The sequence below is a fragment of the Streptomyces phaeochromogenes genome (assembly GCF_001418655.1).
In the GTDB taxonomy this organism is placed as follows: Bacteria; Actinomycetota; Actinomycetes; order Streptomycetales; family Streptomycetaceae; genus Streptomyces; species Streptomyces phaeochromogenes.
On the sequence record NZ_LIQZ01000148.1, the window covers coordinates 1 to 18,666 of the forward strand.

At 70.9% G+C, this 18,666-nt stretch carries 16 protein-coding genes and 1 tRNA gene; 7 read left to right on the plus strand and 10 right to left on the minus strand.

The features are described 5' to 3' along the window. Positions 1 to 104: 104 nt before the first annotated feature. From AOK17_RS20360 to AOK17_RS20385, 6 genes are all read right to left on the minus strand, one after another. On the minus strand, positions 105 to 1,277 hold the full coding sequence (locus tag AOK17_RS20360) for a lipid-transfer protein (RefSeq protein WP_055613946.1): 1,173 nt from the start codon (positions 1,275 to 1,277) through the stop codon (positions 105 to 107). Beyond that, complete coding sequence (locus AOK17_RS20365) at positions 1,274 to 1,771, minus strand: MaoC family dehydratase (protein ID WP_055613980.1); 498 nt, start codon at positions 1,769 to 1,771, stop codon at positions 1,274 to 1,276. Before AOK17_RS20365 ends, AOK17_RS20360 begins: the two co-directional genes overlap by 4 nt. Positions 1,772 to 1,788: 17 nt before the next feature. Continuing rightward, positions 1,789 to 2,862, minus strand: a complete 1,074-nt coding sequence (locus AOK17_RS20370; protein ID WP_055613947.1) for an acyl-CoA dehydrogenase family protein — start codon at positions 2,860 to 2,862, stop codon at positions 1,789 to 1,791. A gap of 1 nt (position 2,863) precedes the next feature. Further along, a complete protein-coding gene (locus AOK17_RS20375) occupies positions 2,864 to 3,889 on the minus strand; it encodes a bifunctional MaoC family dehydratase N-terminal/OB-fold nucleic acid binding domain-containing protein (protein ID WP_055613981.1) in 1,026 nt (341 codons plus the stop codon). A gap of 38 nt (positions 3,890 to 3,927) precedes the next feature. After that, positions 3,928 to 5,172 (minus strand): acyl-CoA dehydrogenase family protein, encoded by a 1,245-nt coding sequence (locus tag AOK17_RS20380; RefSeq protein ID WP_055613948.1) that lies wholly within the window; start codon positions 5,170 to 5,172, stop codon positions 3,928 to 3,930. Positions 5,173 to 5,412: 240 nt separating this feature from the next. Beyond that, positions 5,413 to 5,724, minus strand: coding sequence for a hypothetical protein (locus AOK17_RS20385; protein ID WP_055613949.1), 312 nt, complete (start codon positions 5,722 to 5,724; stop codon positions 5,413 to 5,415). A 383-nt stretch (positions 5,725 to 6,107) separates the two neighbouring features. On the opposite strand from AOK17_RS20385, the gene AOK17_RS20390 reads away from it, so the two are divergent. Beyond that, positions 6,108 to 6,977: a bifunctional DNA primase/polymerase gene (locus AOK17_RS20390; RefSeq protein WP_055613950.1), complete on the plus strand. Its 870-nt coding sequence runs from the start codon at positions 6,108 to 6,110 to the stop codon at positions 6,975 to 6,977. A gap of 169 nt (positions 6,978 to 7,146) precedes the next feature. Here AOK17_RS20390 and AOK17_RS20395 read toward each other — a convergent pair. Both AOK17_RS20395 and AOK17_RS20400 read right to left on the minus strand, forming a co-directional pair. Then, positions 7,147 to 7,233: transfer RNA gene (locus AOK17_RS20395), tRNA-Ser, on the minus strand. Positions 7,234 to 7,274: 41 nt separating this feature from the next. Then, positions 7,275 to 8,807: a S1C family serine protease gene (locus tag AOK17_RS20400; protein WP_055613951.1), complete on the minus strand. Its 1,533-nt coding sequence runs from the start codon at positions 8,805 to 8,807 to the stop codon at positions 7,275 to 7,277. Between the two features lie 279 nt (positions 8,808 to 9,086). Here AOK17_RS20400 and AOK17_RS20405 point away from each other — a divergent pair, with 279 nt between their 5' ends. The 3 genes from AOK17_RS20405 to AOK17_RS20415 all read left to right on the plus strand — a co-directional run bounded on the left by AOK17_RS20405 (position 9,087) and on the right by AOK17_RS20415 (position 11,840). Continuing rightward, entirely contained in the window at positions 9,087 to 9,899 is an 813-nt protein-coding gene (locus AOK17_RS20405; protein WP_055613982.1) for a glycerophosphodiester phosphodiesterase, read from the plus strand. 120 nt (positions 9,900 to 10,019) lie between these two features. Beyond that, positions 10,020 to 10,649: an ATP-binding protein gene (locus AOK17_RS20410; protein ID WP_063997265.1), complete on the plus strand. Its 630-nt coding sequence runs from the start codon at positions 10,020 to 10,022 to the stop codon at positions 10,647 to 10,649. Between the two features lie 225 nt (positions 10,650 to 10,874). Continuing rightward, positions 10,875 to 11,840: a DUF5926 family protein gene (locus AOK17_RS20415; RefSeq protein WP_055613953.1), complete on the plus strand. Its 966-nt coding sequence runs from the start codon at positions 10,875 to 10,877 to the stop codon at positions 11,838 to 11,840. Between the two features lie 255 nt (positions 11,841 to 12,095). On the opposite strand, the gene AOK17_RS20420 is transcribed toward AOK17_RS20415, so the two are convergent. Beyond that, the gene (locus tag AOK17_RS20420) at positions 12,096 to 12,743 is read right to left on the minus strand and encodes a hypothetical protein (RefSeq protein ID WP_055613954.1); all 648 of its coding nucleotides are present in this window, start codon (positions 12,741 to 12,743) and stop codon (positions 12,096 to 12,098) included. Positions 12,744 to 12,798: 55 nt separating this feature from the next. Then, complete coding sequence (locus tag AOK17_RS20425) at positions 12,799 to 13,464, minus strand: bifunctional DNA primase/polymerase (protein ID WP_055613955.1); 666 nt, start codon at positions 13,462 to 13,464, stop codon at positions 12,799 to 12,801. A gap of 472 nt (positions 13,465 to 13,936) precedes the next feature. Here AOK17_RS20425 and AOK17_RS20430 point away from each other — a divergent pair, with 472 nt between their 5' ends. From AOK17_RS20430 to pdxR, 3 genes are all read left to right on the plus strand, one after another. Beyond that, positions 13,937 to 15,448, plus strand: a complete 1,512-nt coding sequence (locus tag AOK17_RS20430) for a PP2C family protein-serine/threonine phosphatase (RefSeq protein WP_206190790.1) — start codon at positions 13,937 to 13,939, stop codon at positions 15,446 to 15,448. A gap of 110 nt (positions 15,449 to 15,558) precedes the next feature. Continuing rightward, positions 15,559 to 17,046, plus strand: coding sequence for an aminopeptidase P family protein (locus AOK17_RS20435; RefSeq protein WP_055613956.1), 1,488 nt, complete (start codon positions 15,559 to 15,561; stop codon positions 17,044 to 17,046). Between the two features lie 182 nt (positions 17,047 to 17,228). Next, positions 17,229 to 18,596: a MocR-like pyridoxine biosynthesis transcription factor PdxR gene (pdxR, locus tag AOK17_RS20440; protein WP_055613957.1), complete on the plus strand. Its 1,368-nt coding sequence runs from the start codon at positions 17,229 to 17,231 to the stop codon at positions 18,594 to 18,596. The last annotated feature ends 70 nt before the right edge of the window (positions 18,597 to 18,666 follow it).

The following is an 18,666-nucleotide window of genomic DNA, read 5'->3' on the forward strand; positions in this document are numbered from 1 at the left end:
GACGCGCACCGCATTCATCCGCCCCGGCCCGCCCGCACCCGCACCACGGTCACCCGCTTCGCCGGTCCAGGACACGCGCCTCGGTCATCCGCCCCGTCCTGGAATCAGCCCCGATCGTCCGAGCCCAGGATCAACCCCGACGTGGGGACCCCCGTACCCGCCGTTACCAGTACCCGGCCGGCCCCGGGTATCTGGTTCACGGAGGTGCCCCGGAGCTGTCGTACGCCTTCGGCCACGCCGTTCATGCCGTGCAGATAGGCCTCCCCGAGCTGCCCCCCGTGCGTGTTCAACGGCAACCGCTCCTCGGCGACGAAGTCCGCGGCCTCACCCGGCTTGCAGAACCCGAACTCCTCCAGCTGCGTCAGCACGAACGGTGTGAAGTGGTCGTACAGGATCCCCACGTCTATTCCGGCCGGCGTCAGCCCGGACGTGCGCCACAGCTGCCGTGCCACCACGCCCATCTCCGGCAGCCCCGTCAGGTCGTCCCGGTAGAAGCTGGTCATCTGCTCCTGCGCGCGGCCCGCGCCCTGGGCGGCTGCGGTGATCACGGCCGGCGGGTGCGGCAGGTCCCGCGCCCGCTCCACCGAGGTGACGACCAGGGCCTGGCCGCCGTCGGTCTCCTGACAGCAGTCCAGCAGCCGCAACGGCTCGACGATCCACCGCGAGGCCGCATGGTCGGCGAGGGTGATCGGCTTGCCGTGGAAATACGCCGCCGGGTTGGTCGCCGCGTACTTCCGGTCGACGACCGCGACCTGCCCGAACGCCTCGGGCGTCAGTCCGTACGTGTGCAGATAGCGCTGGGCCGCCATCGCCACCCAGGACGCGGGCGTGAGCAGTCCGAAAGGCAGCGCCCAGCCGAGCGCCGCGCCCTCGGCCGACGGCTCGCGCCGCTGCACCCCCGAACCGAATCTGCGTCCCGACCGCTCGTTGAACGCCCGGTAGCAGACCACCACCTCGGCCACGCCCGTGGCCACGGCCAGAGCGGCCTGTTGGACGGTCGCGCAGGCCGCACCTCCGCCGTAGTGGATCCGCGAGAAGAAGGACAGCTCGCCCATACCGGCCGCCTGGGCGACGGTGATCTCCGGGCTGGTGTCCATCGTGAACGTCACCATCCCGTCCACGTCGGCCGGTGTGAGCCCCGCGTCGTCGAGCGCGGCCCGCACCGCCTCGACGGCCAGCCGCAGCTCACTGCGCCCCGAGTCCTTGGAGAACTCGGTGGCCCCGATCCCGACGATCGCCGCCCGCCCGCCGAGCGTGTCCCTCGTCCGTACGCTCATGGCCGACTCCCCGCCGCCTCGTGGACCGCGGCGTCCTCGGCTCCCTCAATGCCCTCAGCGCCCTCAGCGCCCTGGGCTACACGGGCTCCATCGGCTCCCACAGCGCCAGCGGCTCCGGGAACAGTGACCGTGACCGTCCCGGTGACATGTCTGCCGATCCCGTTGGCCCCCACCACCCTGACCGTCGCCGTGTCGCCATCGACCGCCTCCACCGTGCCGGTCAACACCATCGTGTCGCCCGGGTAGTTGGGAGCGCCCAGCCTGATCGCGACCCTCCGCAGCACCGACCTGGGTCCGAACCGGTCCGTGATGTAACGCCCGACCAGCCCGTTGGTCGTCAGGATGTTCATGAAGATGTCCGGCGAACCCTTCTGCCGGGCGAGCTCCGCGTCATGGTGCACGTCCTGGTAGTCCCGCGACGCGATCGCCCCGGCGACGATGAGCGTGCGGGTGATCTCGATCTCCAGCGGCGGCAGGACGTCCCCGACCCGCACCGGCCCGACCTCGGTGTTCATGCGTCCCCCTCTCCGTCCACGATCAACGCCCCCAGCTCCTGGAGCACTTCGCTCCCGCACCCCAGATACGCGTCAAGCTGCCGCCCCCACAGAAAGTGCCGGTGCACGGGATGGTCGAGGTCGGCCCCCATACCGCCGTGCAGATGCTGTCCCGCGTGCACCACGCGATGCCCCGCCTCCGACGCCCACCAGGCCGCGGTCAGCGCGTGCGTCGCGTAGTCCAGCCCCTCGTCCCGCCGCCAGGCCGCTTCGTAGGCCGTGACCCGTATCGCCTCGGTGTCCATGTACGCGTCGGCCGCCCGGAGTTGGACCCCCTGCTTGGTCGCGAGCGGTCTCCCGAACTGCTCGCGGGTGTTGGTGTAATCGACCGCCCGGGCCACCGACCCCGCGCACACCCCGGCCTGCAGCCCCGCGAAGGCGGTACGCGCGGTGGCCAGTACGTCGTCGTACGCGTCCTGGCCCGCCGCAACCGCTTCGGGACCGCCCTGCCGCTCGCCCAGGCTCCCGCCCAGCGGCTCGCCCGGTGTCGCGTCCAGCATCAGCCGTCCCGCCGACCAGGGCGCCGTCAGCTCGACGGGATCGCACCGCGCGTCCCCGGTCCGTACGAGCCACAGGCCGTGCTCCTCGTCGGCGACCAGGACATGCGTGGCGTCGCGGAGCCACGGCACCACGGGGACCGCACCGCTCAACTCCCCCGATCCGCCCACCCGTACGGCAGCCTCGGGCAGGGCGCCGGTGACGACCACCGCGCCGTCCCCGATCGCGGGCAGCAGCCGCTCCCGCTGCTCCGCCGAACCATGGGCCGACACCGCCAGCAGCCCGTACACACAGCTCGCCGCGAACGGCACCTGAGCCGTGGTCCGCCCCTGTTCCTCCAGTAGCAGCACCAGTCCGAGGAGCCCGATGTCCTCGACGGCAGCCGGCAACCCGGCCTCGCACAACGCCTTCCACAGCTCGGCGTCGCTGCCGGTGCCCGCGGCTGTCAGCCGCTCGTGGGTGGACAGGTCGCCGAAGATCCGCGCGGCCAGATCGCGGGCCGCCGCCTGCTCCTCCGTGGGCGTGAAGTCCATGTCAGCCCCCGCTCCTCTCGACGGCCCGGAAGACCGGCAGCTCCAACTCCTCGTCCACCTGCTCGAACTCCAGCCGGACCGGCATCCCGATCCGCACCCGGTCGTGCTGCACCCCCACCACGTTGCTGATCATCCGCACGCCCTCCGCGAGTTCGATCAGCCCCACCGCATACGGCGGGTCGAAGGCCGGGAAGGGCGGGTGATGCATCACCACGTACGAATAGACGGTCCCCTCGCCGCCCGCCTCGACCGTGTCCCAGTCCGGGCAACCGCATGCGTTGCACCCCGGCAGCCAGGGGAATCTCAGCGTCCTGCATCCGTCGCAGCGCTGTATGAGCAGCCGGTGCCGGGACACGCCCTCCCAGAAGCCGGCGTTGTCGCGATTGACGACTGGGCGGGGCCGCTTGGGCCGTGAGGTCCCGGCGGTCCCGGCGGTCCCGGCGATCTCCCGTGGGATCTCGGCAGCCCTCGCAGCCCCCGCAGTCCTAGCAACCGCACCTGCCCCCTCCGCCTTCGGAGCGCTCCTTCTCCGGCCCGCGGGCACGTACTTCAGGATCCGGAACCGATGTGTCCCCACCGGTCGGCCGGCCACCCGGACGTCCATCCGCGTCGTGACGAAGTACCCCGTGCCCAGCTTGGTCGTCTTGCGCTCGGAGACCGACTCGATCACCGCGTCGAAGGTGATCGCGTCCCCGGGCCGCAGGGGCCGCAGATACTCCTGCTCGCAGTCGGTGGCGACCACCGAGGTGTACCCGGCGTCGTCGAGGAGCCCGAGGAGCTCGTCGTACGCCTCGGAGCGCCCCGCGTGCCCGGAGAGACCTCCCATCGTCCATGCCTGGAGCATGGTGGGCGGCGCTATGGCGTCCGCTCCCACGTACGCCGGATTCGTGTCTCCCATCGCCTCGCACCAGTGCCGGATCATCGGCTCGTTGACCAGGTCCTTGCCCAGGCCACCGACCGCGGCGGCCTGGCCCTCGTACGCCTTCGCCCGCGCGAACACGTCCTCGTACTCGCCGCCCTCGTCCAAGGCCGTCGCCCCCTCGCCACCCGGAACCTCCCGCTCGCTCACCGCCGCCCCCTGGCCATCCCGAGCCGCATCGTCGCCACGATCTCCCGCTGCACCTCGCTCACCCCGCCCCCGAACGTGTTGATCTGAGCCGCCCTGTTCATCCGCTCCAGCTCGCCGTCCCCGAACACACCCGGCGATCCGGAACGGACCAGCGCGTCCGACCCGACAATTTCTTGACACATTCGGTACACCGCGACCGCCGATTCGGTTCCCACGACTTTCACTCCGCTCGCGTCGCCGGGTGCCAGCCGGCCCGCCCCCACATCACCCACCAAACGCCAGTTGAGCAGGCGTGTTGCCGCCAGCCGGGCATGTACTTCGGCCAGCCTCGACCGCACCCACGGCTCGTCAACCCTGCGCCGCCCAGTCACCGGATCGGGGGTACGGGCGGCGGCCAGCGCGGCTGCGTAGAAGTCCTCGGCCTGCATGCCGATCGCCGCGAGCGCGACCCGTTCGTGGTTGAGCTGGTTGGTGATGAGCCCCCAGCCGCCGTTCTCCTCACCGACGAGGTTGGCCGCCGGGACCCGGATGCCGTCGTAGTACGTGGCTGTCGTGGTCAGCCCGCCCACCGTCGCGATCGGCGTCCACGAGAACCCGGGGTCGTCGGTGGGCACGAGCAGGATCGAGATCCCCTTGTGCTTCGGCGCGTCGGGATCCGTACGGCAGGCGAGCCAGATCCAGTCGGCCTGCTGGGCGTTGGAGGTGAACACCTTCTGCCCGTCGACAAGCCACTCACCATCACCATCGCCATGACCACGGCGCACGGCCCGGGTCCGCAGTGACGCCAGATCCGTCCCGGCGGACGGCTCGCTGTACCCGATCGCGAACACGAGTTCGCCGCGCAGGATCCGCGGCAGGAAGTAGTCCTTCTGTTCCTCGGTGCCGTACTTCATGAGCGTCGGCCCGACCGTGTTGAGCGTGACCATGGAGACCGGAGCGCCCGCCCGGTAGGCCTCGTCGAAGAAGACGAACTGCTCGTCGGCGCCGCGCCCCTGGCCTCCGTAGGCGACGGGCCAGCCGAGCCCCAGCCACCCGTCGGCACCGATGCGGCGCAAGAGCGCCCGCTGCCGGTCCGAGACACCGGGCTCACCCGGCTCCGAGCCCGAGCCCGAACCCGAGTCCGAACCCGAGTCCGAGTCCGAGTCCGCAGGCGACGGCGGTCCGTCCGGCATCAGGTCCCGGAAGTACGTGCGGAGTTCGGCGCGCAGCCGTCGCTGGCGCTCGGTGGGGGCGAGGTGCACGACGACGGCCCTCCCGGACCTCGTACGAACAAGGATTTCTGACTGTCCGTCAGATAGATGGGACTGTCAAGGTCACGGACCTCGACCGCCGGGGTCACGATCGCCCGCCCGGCGCACATGCGGAAACGTCTGCGCGGCGGCACCCAAGTGCCGCCGCGCAGACGTGTTACCACCCCACAAAGCACCCCACTGAGGAGGCGTACGACCGCCGGGGGTCTCCAGTCCCCGACAGCCGCCGGCTCACCAGAGCTCGGTGAAGTTGACGGCGGTGTTCTCGTTCGACTGGTCGATGGCCGTGAACGCGGAACCGTTCACCTGGGCCGTGTTGCTCTGGTTCGAGGCACCGGAGCCGACGGCCTGCTGCTGCGTCGTGGACGAGGTCCCGTAGTTGTCGCCGCCGACGCCGCTGCCGACGACGTTCGCCACGGCCGCGTTCGATCCGTTGTCCGCGAAGGCGCCGTTGTCGGCCGCCGCAACGCCCGTGAAGAGGGCGGCGGCGAGCGGCAGGGCTGCCGCGGCGGCGAGAAGGCGGGCGGTACGGATGCTTGCCATGTCTTTTCCTCCAGAAGCGGAAGTTCGCACCGGCCAGGACCGGCTGAGTACGGCTTGTTCCAAGGCAGTTGGCCGACCGCCTCGGTGTCTGTCACAACGTCGCGAGACCAGAATTGCCCACCGAATCCCCGGCGAACCACCCCGGAAGGCACTATTCGCTCGCAAGCGTGAGGACATGTCGATAAACCCCCTTCATACGACCAAAACCGCAGATCAGGGCGGTGTGGGCGACTCAATCCCATACGCCGCAAGGGACGAAGCGTTCCGGCACGTTTTCAGCCAATCCCACGGGGCCGGTTTCCATCCCCTCCCGACCGAGCCCTCCTTCGCTCCACCCCGGAGCACCTCTTCCTTTTTTCGAACACTCGTACGAACATAGAGTCATGGCCACCATCGACCGGCAGGCCACGACGCTGGCCCTCGCACACGCCCTGTCAGCCGCCGAACGCGGACTGGCCGTCATCCCGCTGTCCCGAACCAAACTTCCGGCACTGCGCTCCCCGCATCGTGACGATCCGACGGCCCCGCTCTGCCACGGCGAGTGCGGCCGCTTCGGGCACGGGGTGTACGACGCCTCGATCGACCCCGTACGCATCCGAGAGCTCTTCGCCGCCGCCCCCTGGGCCACCGGCTACGGCATCGCCTGCGGGCTGGACCCCCATCACCTGATCGGCATCGACCTCGACACCAAATCGGGTACGGACTCGTCCGCGGCACTCCGGGAACTGGCCCTGCGCCACCTGTTCACGATCCCGGATACGGTCGTCGTGCTGACCCCCAGCGGCGGCCGTCATGTCTGGCTGAGCGGCCCGCCAGACGTCGTCGTCCCCAACTCGGCCGGCCGCCTGGCCCCCGGAATCGACATCCGCGGCGCGGGCGGCTACCTCGTGGGCCCCGGCTCACGCACCGAACACGGCGCCTACGGCACGGCCCCGGGCACCGCCCACCTGGCACCCGCCGCCTGCCCGCCGTCCCTTCTGCAGCTCCTCCTGCCCCCGCCGCGCACCGGCCGCCACGCCGGCCCTGCCTCGGCGGGGCAACACGGCCAGGGCCTCGTCCAGTTCGTGCTCGCCGCCCACGAGGGCCAGCGCAACACCCGCCTCTTCTGGGCCGCCTGCCGTGCCTACGAGAACGGCCTCGGCCAGGACCTCACCGAGGCCCTCGTCGACGCCGCCATCCACACCGGCCTCACCGAACGCGAGGCCCGCTCGACCATCACCTCGGCATCCCGCATGACGAGGCACCGCCCCTAGCCCCGCCACAACCGAAAACGGCCCCCCTATGAGCCCCGAAAACCGAGGAAGGCCGACCAACAACCACTCACGCGCGCGTGCACCCCAAAAACACCTATGCAACGCACCACCAAGAACAACAGGGGCGCCCGGAACCTCTCGGTTCCGGACGCCCCTGCTTCCCGCACTGCGGTGGGTGTGGGATTTGAACCCACGGTCACATCGCTGCGACGACGGTTTTCAAGACCGTTCCCTTAGGCCGCTCGGGCAACCCACCCCGCGCCGCTGGGAGATCGGCGCGGGGACAAGACTAACCGGTCAGCTGTCGCCCTCGCGCTGGCCCAGGGTGACTTCGGCGGTCTGCTGCTTGCCGTCGCGGGTGTAGGTGAGTTTGACGGTGTCGCCGGGCTGGTGGGTCCAGATCTCGCCGATGAGGGTGGGGCCGCTGTCGATCACCCGGTCGTCGAGCTTGGTGATGACGTCGCCGGGCTTGAGGCCGGCCTTGGCGGCGGGGCCGTTCGGCGTGACCGCGTCCGAACCGCTGGCGCCCTGCTCGGTGATCTTCGCGCCCGTGCCCTCCTCCAGGGAGACCGAGGCGCCGATCACCGGGTAGACGGGCTTGCCGGTCTTGATCAGCTGCTGGGCGACGGTCTTCGCCTGGTTGATCGGGATCGCGAAGCCCAGGCCGATGGAACCGGACTGGCTCGTGCCGCCCAGGCCGCCGCCGCTGGAGGACTGGATGGCGGAGTTGATGCCGATGACCGCGCCGTTCGCGTCCAGCAGCGGGCCGCCGGAGTTGCCCGGGTTGATCGAGGCGTCGGTCTGCAGGGCGCTCATGTACGAGGCCTTGCTCTGGGCGCTGCCGTCGCTGGAGGCCACCGGGCGGTTCTTGGCGCTGATGATGCCCGTGGTCACCGTGTTCGACAGGCCGAAGGGCGCGCCGATCGCGATCGTCGAGTCGCCGACGGCGATCTTGTCGGAGTTGCCGAGGTGCAACGGCTTGAGGTCGCTCGGTGCGTTCTTGAGCTTGATGACCGCGACGTCGTAGCCCTGGGCGTGGCCCACCACCTCGGCGTCGTACTTCTTGCCGTTCGAGAAGGTCGCCGAGAGCTTGCCGCTGTCGACCGCCTCCGCCACCACGTGGTTGTTGGTGAGGATGTGGCCCTGGGTGTCGAAGACGAAGCCGGTGCCCGTGCCGCCCTCGCCGTTGCTCCCCTCGGCCTCGATGGTGACCGTGCTCGGCAGCGCCGTGGCGGCCACGTTCGCGACCGTGCCCGGGTCACGTTTGAGGTCTCCGCCGCTCTCGGAGGCGGCAACTGTCGTGGAGCCCGTGGAGTCGTCGTTCCGGTCGGCGGCCCAGTAGCCGATGCCACCACCCACGCCGCCCGCGACCAGCGCGGCCACCAGGACCGCGGCGACCAGACCGCCGCGCCCGCCGGACTTGGGCTTGGGCGCGGGCTGTTGGTACGAGGAGCCCCAGGTGTCCCCCGAGCCGCCCTCGCCGCCGCTCGCGTACGAGGGTGTGGCCGGCGGCGGAGGCGGCCAGGCACCCGCTTCCGGTGCCGGGCCCGCGGCCTCGGGCGCCCCGGAGGGGACCGGGGGCAACGCGGCTGTCGGCGCACCTTCTTGGGAAACGCCCGAATCCTGGGAGTAGGCCGACTCCTGGGAGTACGCCGGACCCTGGGACGGAGCCGTGCCCTGATGGGGGTCCACGCCCTGATGGGGGTCCACAGGGTCCGTTGCCGGCGACACCCCCCGCTCCGGCGGCACGGAAGCAGCAGGAGTGTCCACCGGCACGGGAGGTGCAGACGGGGCCGGGGGTACCGCAGTGCCCTCGTTCTCGGTGCTCACAGCTCTTCCTCTCGATCCACGGCTGTTCAGTCAGGTCGCACTCGGTCACGATCACTCACGTGTGTTCATGACTCCACCCGCGAGCGTTCAGGAACCGGCGCGATTCAGCTGTGCATGTGCTTTTGTATGCCGTCAGCTTTTCCCATGGGCCGTCAGGGCACCATAAGCGGTGCCTGTGACTCCGGGATCTTCATTTATATCGGACAGGTCTGACAAAACCATCGCATGCACCACACCATCGACGTCACGCCTACCCACTCGCGATGGCACCATGACGCGGTGACCCACGCACGACAGCACCTGAACCAGGTCGTCGCCCACCGCGGGGCCTCCGAAGAGGCCCCGGAGCACACCCTGGCCGCGTACGAGAAGGCGATCGAGGACGGGGCGGACGCCCTGGAGTGCGATGTACGGCTGACCGCGGACGGACATCTCGTCTGCGTCCACGACCGCCGCGTCAACCGCACCTCCAACGGCCGCGGCGCCGTCTCCGCCCTGGAGCTCGCCGACCTCGCCACCCTGGACTTCGGCTCCTGGAAGAACCGCGACGAGGCGCCCGACTGGGAACAGCAACGGCCCCCGTCCTGGGAGCAGCAGTCCGTGCTCACCCTGGAGCGGCTGCTCGAACTCGTCGCCGACGCCGGCCGCCCCGTACAGCTCGCCATCGAGACGAAGCACCCCACGCGCTGGGCGGGCCAGGTCGAGGAGCGCCTGCTCGTACTCCTGAAGCGCTTCGGCCTGGACGCTCCGCCCTCGGCCGCCGAGTCGCCCGTTCGCGTCATGAGTTTCTCGGCGCGCTCGCTGCACCGCGTCCGTGCCGCGTCCCCGACCCTGCCGACGGTCTATCTCATGCAGTTCGTCTCGCCCCGCCTGCGCGACGGACGGCTGCCCGCGGGGGTGCGGATCGCGGGTCCCTCGATGCGCATCGTCCGCAATCACCCGGCGTACATCGAGCGCCTGAAGCGTGCCGGACATCACGTTCACGTATGGACGGTGAACGAGCCCGAGGATGTCGATCTCTGTGTCGAGCTGGGCGTCGACGCCATCATCACCAACCGCCCGCGCGCGGTGCTCCACCAACTGGGCCGCTGACCTGGGGCCCTTCGGAGTCCCCCGCGCGGCTACCCCCGACCCTCGGCCATACCGTCGAATTCAGGCCACACGATTACAGGGAGTGCTCCGGCGCGTTCGGTCCGTATTCGATCGTTACGAGTGCGTCACTGCACGTGCATTGGCCGGTTTCCGGTCCAGTCCAGAGGGGCATTCACACCGTGGCGTGGGGCAAAGGAGGTCTCGGGGGTGGCGTTGGTGGTGGCACAGGAGGTGCCCACGTCGTCGAGCATGGCCGTACCCCATGGCCCTGCGGGCGTGGGGGAAGCAAGGCACCGGATGCGGGCTCAGCTGCGTACCGGCGGTGTGGCGGAAACGGTCATCGACGATGCCGTATTGATCCTTTCCGAACTATTGAGCAACGCCTGCCGACACGGCAGGCCGTTGGGTGACGCCCTGGCAGGGGACGGCGACGTCCGGTGCGCGTGGCGCGTCGAACCGACCGGCAGGCTCACCGTGGAGGTGACGGACGGCGGCGGTCCGACCCGTCCGGTTCCGGCCACGCCCTCGGTCACCGCACGCGGCGGTCGCGGGCTGAACATCATCACGGCGCTGGCCGACGACTGGGGCGTCCGGGACGACGCCCGCGGTGAGGTCACGGTGTGGGTGGTCGTGCACAAGGACGCACACGCGGGACATCGCCGCGACGACTTCGCCGCGCGCGTCACGGCCCCGTCGGTGTCCGCGATACCCGACCTCGGCTTCGGGAACGCTTTCGACAGCCTGGACTGAGAACGACCTGATCCGAGGACGCCCCCGGTCGGCGGACGAGGAGACGACTCCGGGGACGACCTGCCCCGAAGCAACCCGAAGCAGACGGAAGCACTTGTTCAAGGACGAACCGAATCACCGCTTCCGGGACGACTCGGCACGTTGTCCACAGGGTCCCGTGGCTCCCCGTACGAGCGGCTAGGCTCGCGCCCGTACGAGTCGAGCCGTAACCGGGAGACATCCACGATGGCCAAGAAGCGACCCCAGACGAAGGCCAAGCAGCCTCAGCTGACGGATGGAGAGATCCCGGTCGTCGGGGCACGCGAGCCCTGCCCATGCAACAGCGGCCGCCGTTACAAGGCCTGTCACGGACGGGCCGCCGCGCACGCTGTGACCGAGCTGGTGCACCGCCCCTTCGAAGCGCTGGCGGGCGAGGCCGACTGGGTCGCGCTGCGCGAGCTGGTGCCCGCGGCCACCGTCGAGCTGCATCTGAAGGAGGCGCTCCCGGAGGGCGTCCCGTCGGTCACGCTCGCGACGGTGCTGCCGATGGCGTGGCCGGCGCTGCGCCGCGAGGACGGCTCGGTCCTGATCGGCCTGCAGAACGACACGGCGTCCGGTGACATCAGCCGCGACCTGGCCGACACGCTCGGGCGCGCGCTCACCGCGGAGCCCGGCACTCCGGTCCAGGGCCGTCGCGCCCCGGCCGACGGACCGCGGCTGCAGGACCTCCTCGACCCCGAAGGCGCGTTCGAGCCAGTTGTGCACCCTGGGTTCGAATTCTGGGTTCCGGACGCGCAGAACGCGACCACGGAGGTGACCGCCTCCCTGGAGCGGGCCAACGCCGCCGCCATCCCGACCGTGAAGCTCTCGGGTGTCGACGCCGCGTACTGGTGCGAGACGCCCGACAAGAACCACCTGCGCTGGGTCATGCCGCACCCGGAGGAGCAGCTTCTGGACGCACTCGCCCGGCTGCACGCCGCTGGCCGGTCGAGCCTCGGCGACGGCACCCGTCTCGTGGGCTCCTTCCGTGCCCACGGCCTCACGGTGCCGGTCTGGGACCTGCCGACCGGCGTCACGGCGGAGGATGTCGAGAAGCCGGCCGCCGAGTTCGCCGAGCGGCTCGCCGGCGCGCTGGCCTCGGACGCACCGCTCACCCCGGACGAGCGCCGGGCGCGCGGCGGCCTCACCAACCGGCAGGTCACGCTCAGCTGAGGCACAGCCGACACCCAGGTGGGACTGCCCGACCGGTCAGTCGGCCGACAGGGCCGTGGACCGGGTGACTCCTGTCACAACTCCCCGTTGTGGCAGGGAAGTCGGTGTCCGAATAGCCGAGATCGAATTTGCGAACCGCCGATCTCTTGTTACCGTTCCATTAGCCCGGTTGCTGGTGCATCCCCCGTCGCCAGCAACCGGGTCTTTTCATTCCCGGATCCGGACCCCCTGCCGGCGGAAGCCTCAACGCGCGTTCTACGCAGGCGAGTTGCTCCCCGAGCGCAACAACAGCGGCCCCTCGGCCCCCTCCGCGAACTCCACCACCGCCGTGTACGCACCAGCGTCCCCCGCCGTGCGCTCCCGCGGTGTCTCGCACACCCCCGGCTCGTCGTCCGCGCCCACGGCGCAGTGCATCCGTACGGTGCGGCCGTCGGGCCCCATGAGGGTCAGCACGGACGTCAGATCGTCACCGGTCGCGTTGCGGTAGTACGTACGCGCCCAGGTGTCCCGCCCCTGGGTCAGCACGCAGGTCTGCGCCTCGATGCCGTCGGGAGAGGCGAGTTCGGGACCGCAGCGGGCGGCGGTGGCGAGGCCCAGGCCGAGCGTCAGGGGGCTCTCGGAGGGCGCGGAACGGGGTTCGGGCGCTTGTGGTGCGCCGGCGCGACCGGCGGCGGCAGCGGGCGCGTCGTCGGAGCCACGTGCGCCCGAGGCGCGTACGGAGTCGTCGGAGGCGCGTGAGCCGTCGTCGGAGGTCCGTGGGGTCGCGGAATCCATGTCACCCACAGGTCCCGCGGAGGCCACGGCCAGTGGCAGCGCGGCCATGAGCGCTACCGCGCCCGCCAGCGCGATCGGGCGGACTCTTCGAGGGCCTGGGGCTCGTCGTCCCCGGGAGTGACGCAGCATGAAAGGAACATAACGAGCGAGGGCGGGCGCGCGGCTCGCCGCGCGCCCGGTATCCCTACAACTCGGGGGCGCTCACACCCGTACGGGTGAGGGCCTCCACCACGGCGTCCACGACCGCCTCGACATCGGGTACCCAGGGGGCGGCCGATCCGGGCAGCGGAGCCCGCTCCCAGCGCAGCTGGCCCTGGCCGGTCTCGGACGGGGGCAGCGCCACATAGCCGCCCTCGCCGTGGAAGCGCAGCGAGCCCGGAACGTGGTCCTGGGCGTAGAGCAACTCGCCCAGCTGTTCCAGGGAGTACGGCTTCACGAGCAGCGCCCAGCGCGTCGGGGACGCGATCACGGGGCCGAGGCGCATCCCCATGTGGTCGAGCGCGAGGAGCGCGCGGGACGCGGCGAGCGCCGGCAGGCTCACCGCGCAGGGTGCCTTGTCCCCGGTGGCCAGGATGATCGGCGCCGTAGGCCGGTTCGTCCACCACCAGCGCACCATCCGCTCATCGGTGGTGGCCGCGAGGAGGCCGGGGTCGAAGGGATGGGCACCGGGCACTGTGCATTCCGGGTCGGGGCACGCGCATCGGGCCCGCCCCTGCGGGTCCGCCGCCACTCCCGGGAGTACGGGCCACTGCCATGCGGTCGCGAAGGTCAGGGCCGCGCCGAGCATCTCAGGCTGTCCGCCGTTTCGCTTGGACAGGAGCCTGCGTCGCTTTCCGAGGATCTCGCGCATGAGCGCTCGTTCCTTTCCGTTGCACGCCTGGCAACACCGAGGACCACATCACACCATGTGTCGATCACTTCACTGTGCGTACCTGCTGGCGCATCACACCCCCGTCAGAGACAAGGGGAACCCCTATGGGCCGAGCGTTGGGCTGCGTCCGCGTCCATACTGCGTCTGGCAAAAGCACGGGCATGGCGTGGGGTGGCGGCGCCTGGCGTTTGCCGTCGCGCGTATTTCTCGCCGCCTCCGCCACGGGAGGATGGGGCACGGTCGTCGATGGTTAAGACGCCCGGGTCCGTCGCCAGGTTCCGGGACGATCCCAACCACCCCTGGCCTTCACCGAGTACGTACCCATCACGACCGCTGTGACGCTCCGTCGAACAAGGCCAGTCGACCTCAATACGCCGAGACTCGAGTCAGTTTTAAGCCAACTTTGCAATTCCGCAACGGTCCCACGGACACCAGGAATCCCGGCAGGACAATGCTGGACATCCCCTCACGAGTGCGTGTACATGTGGAGACACTGCTAGCGGCGCAGAATGACATGGGGGTTTGCGATGCTATTGAGCAATACGCACCGGTCGGAAAGCCGGACGCCATGAACGCCCCTCACCTCCCGAAAGTGGCCGGAATCGATTCAACGGTTCCATCGCCCACACACACTGTCGCGCCCGCGCCTGCCGCCCCGGGTGCCTCTTCGACCACTTCTCCCAACGCCCCCGGGGCCGTTCTCCAGGACAGACTCGCAGGTTGGGTCTCTGATCTCACCACTCTGCACGAACTGACCGAGCGCCTGGCGCGCACCGCCGCACTGCCGGACGCGCTGCAGGAGCTGCTGCGCGCCGGAGCCGCCCTCGTGGGCGCCCGGCGCGGTCTCGTGGTCCTGGAACCGGGTGACGGACTCGGCCCCGACACCACCATCGGCCTGGGTCTGGCCCGCGCCGATCTCGGCCACATCGAGACCGTCCCGCGCAGCGCCATGTCGTACGGCAAGATCCTCGACGGTCTCCCCGGGGGCGAGGGCGAGATCGCCCAGCCCGACCTCCTCTCCGAGGACGGTCTCGACCCGCGCCACCGCGAGGTCGCCGCCCGCCTCGGCTACGCCGCGAGCTACGCGCTCCCCCTGTCCACGGAGGAGGCGGGCCGACTGGGCGCCGCCGTGTGGCTGTACGACGAGCCCGCCGAACCCGTCGAGCGCCAGCGGCACCTGGTGGGCCTGTACGCGCGCTACGCGGCCGAGCACCTGGCCCGGCTGGTGGAACTGGACCGCACGCGCGCGTGCATGACGACCATCTCCGAGGAACTGCTCCCCTCGCGGCTGCCCCGCGTCTCCGGAGTTCAGCTCGCCGCCCGGCACCGCACGGGGCCGCGCGGCGGCGGCGACTGGTACGACGCGCTGCCGCTGCCCGACGCCGCGCTCGGCCTCGCGGTCGGGTCCGTCACCGGTTCGGGACCCAGCGCGGTCGCCGCGATGGGCCGCCTGAGGGCCTCCCTGAGGGCGTACGCGGTGATGGAGGGCGAGGACCCGGTCGCCGTCCTGTCCGACCTCGAACTGCTGCTGCGGCTGACCGAGCCCGCCCGTTCCGCCACCGCCCTGTTCGCGTACTGCGAGCCCGCGCTGCGCAAGATCACGCTCGCCGGGGCCGGGCACAGCCCGCCGCTGGTGATCGGCGAGCGGCGCACGGAGTACGTGGAGACGTCCCTGTCGGCGCCCCTGGGGATGCTCGCCTGCTGGGAGGCGCCGAGCGTGGAGTTCCAGGCCGAGCCCGGAGAGACGGTTCTGCTCTACACGGACGGGCTGCTGCACCGCACCGGCGACCCCATGGACCGTGCCTTCTCACGGCTGCACGCGGCAGCCGCGTCCGTGCCGAGGGCGCTGCGCACCGACCCGGGCGCGGTCGCCGACCACGTTCTGCGGAGTGTGCTGCCGGACGGACTCGACGTCGCCGACAGCGACGAGGACGTGGTGCTCCTGGCGGCACGCTTCGAGTGAGCGTCCCGCCCCTTCGGGCGAGCCCCTCGGGACAGGTCTTCCGGCCCTGGGCGTCCTTCCGTACGACCGTACGATGGAGGGCGTCCAGAGTCGTATCGAGGAGGCAGACCGTGTCGGAGGCGCTCAACCCGGAGACCCCGGAAGCTGTGCTTGACGATGACGCCGACCAGGCGGAAGAAGAGAAGCCGCTCAAGCAGCGCAAGAACGGCCTGTACCCGGGCGTGTCCGACGAGCTGGCCGAGAGCATGAAGTCCGGCTGGGCCGACACCGAGCTGCACGGCCTGGAGCCGATCCCGCAGGCCGCGTACACCGCCGCCCGCCGTGCCGCGCTCTCCGCGCGCTTCCCGGGCGAGCGCCTGGTGATCCCGGCGGGCAACCTGAAGACCCGCTCGAACGACACGGAGTACCCCTTCCGTGCCTCGGTCGAGTACGCGTACCTGACCGGCAACCTGACCGAGGACGGCGTCCTGGTCCTGGAGCCGACGTCGGGCGGCCACAAGGCCACGATCTACCTGCTGCCGCGCTCCGACCGCGAGAACGGCGAGTTCTGGCTCTCCGGCCAGGGCGAGCTGTGGGTCGGCCGCCGCCACTCGCTGACCGAGGCCGGGCAGTTGTACGGCATCCCGGCCTCCGATGTCCGCGAGATCGCCGACACGCTGCGCGAGGCGACCGGCCCGGTGCGGGTCGTGCGCGGCTACGACGCCGGCGTCGAGGCGGCGCTCACCGACAAGGTGACCGCCGAGCGCGACGAGGAGCTGCGCGTCTTCCTCTCCGAGGCGCGGCTGGTCAAGGACGAGTTCGAGGCCGGCGAGCTGCAGAAGGCCGTCGACTCGACGGTCCGCGGTTTCGAGGACGTGGTGAAGGTCCTCGACAAGGCGGAGGCCACGTCCGAGCGCTACATCGAGGGCACCTTCTTCCTGCGCGCGCGGGTCGAGGGCAACGACGTCGGGTACGGCTCCATCTGCGCCGCCGGACCGCACGCGTGCACGCTGCACTGGGTGCGCAACGACGGCCCCGTACGCTCCGGCGACCTGCTTCTGCTCGACGCGGGCGTGGAGACCCACACGCTCTACACCGCCGACGTCACGCGCACGCTGCCGATCAACGGCACGTACAGCGAGATCCAGAAGAAGATCTACGACGCGGTGTACGAGGCCCAGGAGGCCGGTATCGCGGCCGTGCAGCCGGGCGGCAAGTACCGCGACTTCCACGACGCCTCGCAGCGCGTGCTGGCCCGGAAGCTGGTCGAGTGGGGGCTCGTCGAGGGCCCCGTGGAGCGCGTTCTGGAGCTCGGGCTGCAGCGTCGCTGGACGCTGCACGGCACCGGTCACATGCTCGGCATGGACGTCCACGACTGCGCCGCCGCGCGGACGGAGACGTACGTGGACGGCACACTGGAGCCAGGCATGTGCCTGACCGTCGAGCCGGGCCTGTACTTCCAGGCGGACGACCTGACCGTGCCCGAGGAGTACCGGGGCATCGGCGTCCGCATCGAGGACGACATCCTCGTCACGGAGAACGGCAACCGGAACCTGTCCGCCGGGCTGCCTCGCCGGTCGGACGAGGTCGAGGCGTGGATGTCAGCCCTCAAGGGCTGACATTGCTCATGGGCACATTGCTCATGGGCTGACATGACATGGATGGCCGGGTACCAGTGTGGTGCCCGGCCATACGTCTGCGCGCGGTCGGTGGCTGGTCGCGCTCCGGCGGGGCAGCCGCACCATGTCACGGCCCCGCGCCCCTGGAAGAAGGGACGCGTTTCACCGAGGGGGACTTGTCTGTGGACGCGTTCTGGTCCGGCGTCGGTGTCGATCTGCACCTCGAACCCGACGCCGCCGACGGGCGCCGGGCCGGGCTCGAACGGGCGTTGCGCGATGCCGTACGGGACGGGCGGCTGGCGCCCGGAACACGGTTGCCCGCGACGCGCCGGCTCGCGGCCGAGCTCGGGATCTCGCGTGGCACGGCCAAGTCGGCGTACGACCAGCTGATCGCCGAGGGGTATCTGACCGCGCGGCAGGGGTCCGGCACGCAGGTCGCCCCGCTGCCCTCCCCGGCCGCGGACGCGCCGGAGGCAACCACGCGCGCGCGTGCACCCCGTTTCGATCTGCGGCCCGGCAGCCCCGACGTCGGTACGTTCCCGGCGGCGGCCTGGCTGCGCGCGCTGCGCCGGGCCATCGCGAGCGCGCCCTCCCCGGCCTACGACTACGGGGACCCGCGCGGCCGGATCGAGCTGCGGACGGCGTTGTCGGGGTACCTGGGGCGGGCGCGCGGGGTGATCGCGCCGCCCGAGCGGATCGTCGTCACCTCCGGGTACGTTCAGGGGCTCGCGCTCCTCACCCGCGTGCTGGACGCCGGTGTGATCGCCATGGAGGACCCCGGCCTCCCCTTCCACCGGGACGTGGTGCGGCACAACGGCGGAACCGTGGTCCCTGTGGAGGTCGACGAACGGGGTGCTTCGGTACGGGGGTTGGACGACGCGGCGGCCGTCGTCCTCACGCCCGCGCACCAGTACCCGACCGGGGTGACGCTGCACCCGGAGCGGCGGCGGGCCCTCACCGACTGGGCACGCGCGCGTGGAGGGCTGATCGTCGAGGACGACTACGACGGGGAGTTCCGCTACGACCGTCAGCCCGTGGGCGCCCTCCAGGGGATGGCACCCGGCCATGTCGTCTACCTGGGGACGGCGTCCAAGACGCTCGGGCCGGCGCTGCGGCTCGGCTGGATGGTGCTGCCGCCGCACCTCGTGGACGCGATCGCCGACGCCAAGCTGCACACCGACCACCACACGGAGTCCATCGGCCAGTTGGCCCTCGCCGAAATGATCACCAGCCACGCCTACGACCGGCACGTACGCGCGTGCCGCCTGCGGTACCGGCGGCGACGGGACCAGTTGCTGGACCGGGTGGGAACGCGGCGCGGGGTACGGGGCATCGCGGCGGGGCTGCACGCGCTGATCGACGTGAGCGACGAGGCCGCGGTGCTGGCGCGGGCCGCGGAGGAGGGGCTCGCGGTGGGACACCTCGGGGAGCACTGGCACAAGGCCGACGCCGGACGGCCGCAGGGGCTCGTGGTCGGGTACGGCACGCCTCGGGAGCGGGTCTATCCGGAGGCGCTGGAGGTGCTGGGCCGGGTGCTGGAGGGGGCCTGAGGGGCGGTCCGAGGCCTTGAGCGGGGGCCTTGAGGCGGGGTGAATTGGGCCAAGAAAGTGCGTGAATATT

Coding starts and splice junctions, on each gene's coding strand:
- AOK17_RS20385 (WP_055613949.1), bottom strand. CDS start 5,724: ATGGCAAGCATCCGTACCGCCCGCCTTCTCGCCGCCGCGGCAGCCCTG.
- AOK17_RS20415 (WP_055613953.1), top strand. CDS start 10,875: ATGGCCAAGAAGCGACCCCAGACGAAGGCCAAGCAGCCTCAGCTGACG.
- AOK17_RS20430 (WP_206190790.1), top strand. CDS start 13,937: ATGCTGGACATCCCCTCACGAGTGCGTGTACATGTGGAGACACTGCTA.
- AOK17_RS20390 (WP_055613950.1), top strand. CDS start 6,108: ATGGCCACCATCGACCGGCAGGCCACGACGCTGGCCCTCGCACACGCC.
- AOK17_RS20370 (WP_055613947.1), bottom strand. CDS start 2,862: ATGGACTTCACGCCCACGGAGGAGCAGGCGGCGGCCCGCGATCTGGCC.
- AOK17_RS20420 (WP_055613954.1), bottom strand. CDS start 12,743: ATGCTGCGTCACTCCCGGGGACGACGAGCCCCAGGCCCTCGAAGAGTC.
- AOK17_RS20360 (WP_055613946.1), bottom strand. CDS start 1,277: ATGAGCGTACGGACGAGGGACACGCTCGGCGGGCGGGCGGCGATCGTC.
- AOK17_RS20425 (WP_055613955.1), bottom strand. CDS start 13,464: ATGCGCGAGATCCTCGGAAAGCGACGCAGGCTCCTGTCCAAGCGAAAC.